The 5,170-nt window shown below is 65.8% G+C and carries 4 protein-coding genes; all 4 read left to right on the forward strand.

From position 1 onward, the window contains the following. Nucleotides 1-99: 99 nt before the first annotated feature. Nucleotides 100-2,700, forward strand: coding sequence for a bifunctional FO biosynthesis protein CofGH (locus R4P47_RS24745; protein ID WP_317786052.1), 2,601 nt, complete (start codon nt 100-102; stop codon nt 2,698-2,700). Between the two features lie 36 nt (nt 2,701-2,736). Next, nucleotides 2,737-3,495, forward strand: a complete 759-nt coding sequence (locus R4P47_RS24750; protein WP_068053012.1) for a hypothetical protein — start codon at nt 2,737-2,739, stop codon at nt 3,493-3,495. 113 nt (nt 3,496-3,608) lie between these two features. Further along, entirely contained in the window at nt 3,609-3,932 is a 324-nt protein-coding gene (gene fdxA / locus R4P47_RS24755; protein WP_008714223.1) for a ferredoxin, read from the forward strand. A gap of 4 nt (nt 3,933-3,936) precedes the next feature. After that, nucleotides 3,937-5,040, forward strand: a complete 1,104-nt coding sequence (dapC, locus tag R4P47_RS24760) for a succinyldiaminopimelate transaminase (protein ID WP_317786053.1) — start codon at nt 3,937-3,939, stop codon at nt 5,038-5,040. Nucleotides 5,041-5,170: the final 130 nt, after the last annotated feature.

Below are 5,170 nucleotides of genomic sequence, written 5' to 3' on the forward strand. Positions count from 1 at the left end.
TTCTCCCAGCTCAGAGCAACATTCTTTCTATCTGACACGCCTCGCCTACACGCCAGCGTGAAAGCCCGAGGCTAGCAAGCCGGGAGTGGAGTCTGCGGAATGACCCGAGTAGGGGAGGGGCGGGTGGCACGTGCGTACCAGGAAGCGCATGATCGACTGGTGACTTCGTTGCCTGACACCGCTCCAGCTGCTTCTACCATGCGCCGCGTACTGCGTCGTGCCCGGGACGGAGTCTCGTTGAACGTCGACGAGGCGACGGTTCTGCTGCACGCGCGTGGAGACGATCTGGTGGATCTGATGACGTCGGCTGCGCGGGTTCGTGATGCGGGGCTCGAGTCGGCCGGGCGTCCGAAGACGGTGTCGTACTCGCGAAAGGTGTTCGTACCCATCACCCGGTTGTGCCGCGACAAGTGCCACTACTGCACGTTCGTCACGGTCCCGGGCAAGCTCAACGCTTCCGGCCACGGGATGTTCATGGATCCCGACGAGATCATCGACGTCGCCCGCAAGGGTGCCGCGCTGGGGTGCAAGGAAGCGCTGTTCACCCTCGGCGACCGGCCGGAGGAGCGGTGGCCGGAGGCCAAGGCGTGGCTCGACTCGCGCGGCTACGATTCGACGCTGGATTACGTGCGCGCCATGTCGATCAGGGTGCTCGAGGAGACAGGTTTGCTGCCGCACCTCAATCCCGGTGTGATGTCGTGGCAGGAACTGTCGCGCCTCAAGCCGGTCGCTCCGTCGATGGGGATGATGCTCGAGACCACCTCGCGTCGGTTGTTCGAGGAGAAGGGGCAGGCGCACTACGGCAGTCCGGACAAGGATCCCGAGGTTCGGCTGCGCACGCTGACCGACGCGGGACGGCTCAACATTCCGTTCACGACGGGAATTCTCGTCGGTATCGGCGAGACGCTCCGTGATCGCGCCGAGTCGATCATGGCAATTCGCAAGGTGCACAAGTCTTTCGGGCACGTGCAGGAAATCATCGTGCAGAACTTCCTGGCCAAGTCCGATACCGCTATGCGGTCGGTTCCCGACGCCGGTCTCGAGGAATTCCTGGCGACGATCGCGGTGACGCGCATGGTGGTCGGCCCGTCGATGCGAATCCAGGCTCCGCCGAACCTGGTGGCAGCGGAGGAGACCGCAGCGTTGCTGGGCGCAGGCGTCGACGATTGGGGCGGGGTCTCGCCGCTGACCCCCGATCACGTCAATCCCGAGCGGCCGTGGCCGAACCTCGACACCCTGGCGGAACTGTCGGACAAGGCGGGCTACCGCTTGGTGGAACGTGTTGCAGCGCAGCCGCAGTACGTCCTCGCCGGTGCTCCGTGGATCGATCCGCGGATCTCGGCGCACGTGCGGGCGCTGGCCGATCCCGAGACCGGCATGACGAGGGAGAACGTGAACCCGACGGGTCTGCCGTGGCAGGAGCCGGACGAGGAGTGGGTGTCCTCGGGCCGTGTCGACCTGAACACCGAGATCGACACCCAGGGGCGTAACACCGAAACGCGTTCGGATCTGGCGAATGCGTTCGGCGACTGGGATTCGATCCGCGAGCAGGTGCGCGATCTCGCCGGACTCGAACGGGTGGACCGGGACCTGGTGTCGGCGTTGACAGCTGCGGAGAAGAACCCGGCCGGGTTGTCCGACGAGCAGTACCTCGCGCTCGCGACCGCCGAGGGCCCGGGCATGGACGCCGTCGCTGCTCTCGCCGACGATCTGCGCAAGCAGGTCAACGGAGACACCGTCACCTACGTGGTGAACCGGAACATCAACTTCACCAACATCTGCTACACCGGCTGCCGGTTCTGCGCGTTCGCTCAGCGCAAGGGCGACGCCGACGCATTCACGTTGTCCACCACCGAGGTCGCCGATCGGGCGTGGGAAGCGCACGTCGTCGGGGCCACCGAGGTGTGCATGCAGGGCGGGATCGACCCCGAACTGCCGGTGACGGGATACGCCGATCTGGTTCGCGCGGTCAAGGCCAAGGTGCCGTCGATGCACGTGCATGCCTTTTCTCCGATGGAGATCGTCAACGGGGCATCGCGGGGCGGTCAGTCGATCCGTGAGTGGCTGACCGAGCTCCGGGCCGCGGGGCTGGACTCGATCCCGGGAACGGCTGCGGAAATTCTCGACGACGAGGTCCGCTGGGTACTCACCAAGGGCAAGCTGCCCGCGGCCGAGTGGATCGAAGTGATCACCACCGCGCACGAGGTCGGCCTGCGGTCGAGCTCGACGATGATGTACGGCCACGTCGACAATCCGTCGCACTGGGTCGGTCATCTGAACGTGCTCAAGAAGATCCAGGACAAGACCGGTGGGTTCACCGAGTTCGTGCCGCTGCCGTTCGTTCACCAGTCCTCGCCGCTGTATCTGGCCGGGGCCTCGCGACCAGGCCCGACCAACCGGGACAACCGCGCCGTGCATGCTCTGGCCCGCATCATGCTGCACGGCCGGATCGACAATATTCAGACCTCATGGGTGAAATTGGGAATCACGGGTACACAGGCGATGCTGAACGGGGGCGCGAACGATCTGGGCGGGACCCTGATGGAGGAGACGATCTCGCGGATGGCGGGTTCGCAGAACGGTTCGGAGAAGACCGTCGCGGAACTGCACGAGATCGCCGACGGCATCGGACGACCGGTTCGTCAGCGCACCACCACGTACGGCCCGGCTCCGGCGGTGTCCGTTGCCGGCCTGATCTGACCCTCGGGGTCACTCTCGAAATGGAGCTTGTCTGACATGGACGACCGTCGCGTCGCCGCGGTGCTGAGCAGTGCCGTCGCCATCATCCATCCCGTGCTCGACATCCTCGCGACTCGCGACCCGATAGGGCTCAAGGGCAGGACGTTCCGCGAGTCCTCCGCGGATGATTCGACCCTCGACAACGTCATCGATTTCCTGGCGAAAGCTTTCGACACCACCGACTTCCCGGGCACCGCAGGCTGGGAGAAGCTCGGCAGTGACGCTCGGTCGCAGTGGTGGGTCAATCGCATCGGAGCTCTCAACACCGTTGCCGTCGCGTTTCCCGGCGTGTTCGGCATCCTGGTCAACCGCCTGCCGATCCAGGATCTGCTCGGGTTCGCCAACCAGGCGATGGTGCTGGTCGCCGTGGCCCGCGAATCAGGGGTGACCGACCGCGAGACGCATGTGGCGCTACTCGGCTCGGTGTTGTGCAAGCGCGACCTGACGTCCCTGGCCGACAGTGCTCCGGCGAAGAAGGAAGAGTCCCCCAAGTCGGGTCCGTTCGCGCTGCTGCGCGGCATGTGGCAGATCGCCAACGTACTGCGCGACGTCGCAGGCGAGTTGGAGAAGCGTCCGCATCCTCGCGGCATCTACCGCGTGCTCGGTGCCATCCCGGTCGTCGGTGGCGTCGCCGGCTACTTCGGCGAGCGCGGCGCGCTCTCGCGCGCCGCCAAGCAGGGCCGCAAGTGGCTCGCGGCCCACAAGAAAGCCTCGAACCTCGGGGCCGACTCGCCCGCGAAGCAGCTACGGCGATAGCCGATCGAGCCAGGTGAGGTCACCCTGGTCGGTTTGCTCCAGGTTCGGACCGCGATACTAGGATGCTCAGGGCGCGCGAGCGCCCACGATCGATACAGGAGGGGAGAGCAGCAGTGACCTACTCGATTGCAGAACCGTGCGTAGATGTACTGGACAAAGCGTGCATCGAAGAGTGCCCGGTGGATTGCATCTACGAGGGTAACCGAATGCTGTACATCCACCCCGACGAATGCGTCGACTGCGGAGCCTGCGAGCCCGTGTGCCCCGTCGAGGCCATTTTCTACGAGGACGACGTGCCCGAGCAGTGGAGCGCATACGTCGGTGCCAACGTCGACTTCTTCGACGACCTGGGATCTCCGGGCGGCGCTGCGAAACTCGGCAAGACCGACTACGACCCGCCGTTCATCAAGGCTCTGCCTCCCATGGGCGAGAACTGACGCCTTGGCACGCAGAGCGGTGGCAGCGGCGCTGCCCGATTTTCCATGGGACTCGTTGACCGCTGCCAAGGACAAGGCGTCGGCGCACCCGGGCGGCATCGTCAACCTGTCGGTGGGGACACCGGTGGATCCGGTTGCGCAGGTGATCCGTACGGCCTTGAATTCCGTTGCGGGCGAGCCCGGTTACCCCACCACGGTCGGGACCGTCGCGCTGCGTGAGGCCGCGGTGGCCGCGCTCGAGCGTCGGTACTCGATCACCGGTCTCTCGCCCGACGCGGTGCTCCCGGCCATCGGCACCAAGGAAATGATCGCCTGGCTGCCGACGCTACTCGGCCTGGGAACCGACGACCTGGTTGTCATCCCCGAATTGGCCTACCCCACTTACGAAGTGGGGGCCCTGCTGGCGGGCGCGCGAATTCTGCGAGCCGACGGGTTGTCGCGTCTTGGCCCCGAGCGGGCGTCGCTGATCTTCGTCAACTCACCGTCCAACCCGTCCGGCAAGGTGCTCGGAGTCGAGCATCTCCGCAAAGTCGTCGACTGGGCCCGCGAGCGTGACGCCATCGTCGTCTCCGACGAGTGCTACTTGGGTCTGACCTGGGAAGCCGAAGCGGTCTCTGTGCTGGATCCGCGCGTGTGCGACGGCGATCACGCCAATCTGCTTGCGGTGCACTCGCTTTCGAAGACCTCGAACCTGGCCAGCTACCGCGCCGGCTTCGTCACCGGCGACGCATCCCTGGTTGCCGAGCTGCTCGAGGTACGCAAGCACGCCGGCATGATGGTGCCGCTGCCGATCCAGGCCGCCATGACCGCCGCACTCGCCGACGACGAGCACGAGAGCATTCAGCGCGAGCGGTACCGATCACGCAGGACTGTATTGAAGGAAGCCGTCGAAGCAGCCGGATTCACCGTCGACCACTCCGAGGCCGGGCTGTACCTGTGGGCTACGCGAGGCGAACCGTGCCGCGACACCGTCGACTGGCTCGCCGAACGCGGCATCCTCGCTGCCCCGGGAGAGTTCTACGGACCGAACGGTGGACAGCACGTGCGCATCGCACTCACGGCCACGGACGAACGCATCGAGGCTGCGGCGGCTCGCCTGCGCGGGTAGTCGGGTTTCTCTGGTGCGCTGAGTGTCCAGTATTCGACTTCGCGAGCGGGATTCGGGCTGTTTCGATTTCGAGGTGGCCGTCGTTGGGCTGGGTGTGCGCGTAGGAACTATCGGGGTCGCGGGCGTGCCC

The organism is Rhodococcus sp. IEGM 1370 (assembly GCF_033142325.1).
In the GTDB taxonomy this organism is placed as follows: Bacteria; Actinomycetota; Actinomycetes; order Mycobacteriales; family Mycobacteriaceae; genus Rhodococcoides.

Coding starts and splice junctions, on each gene's coding strand:
- R4P47_RS24745 (WP_317786052.1), top strand. CDS start 100: ATGACCCGAGTAGGGGAGGGGCGGGTGGCACGTGCGTACCAGGAAGCG.
- R4P47_RS24750 (WP_068053012.1), top strand. CDS start 2,737: ATGGACGACCGTCGCGTCGCCGCGGTGCTGAGCAGTGCCGTCGCCATC.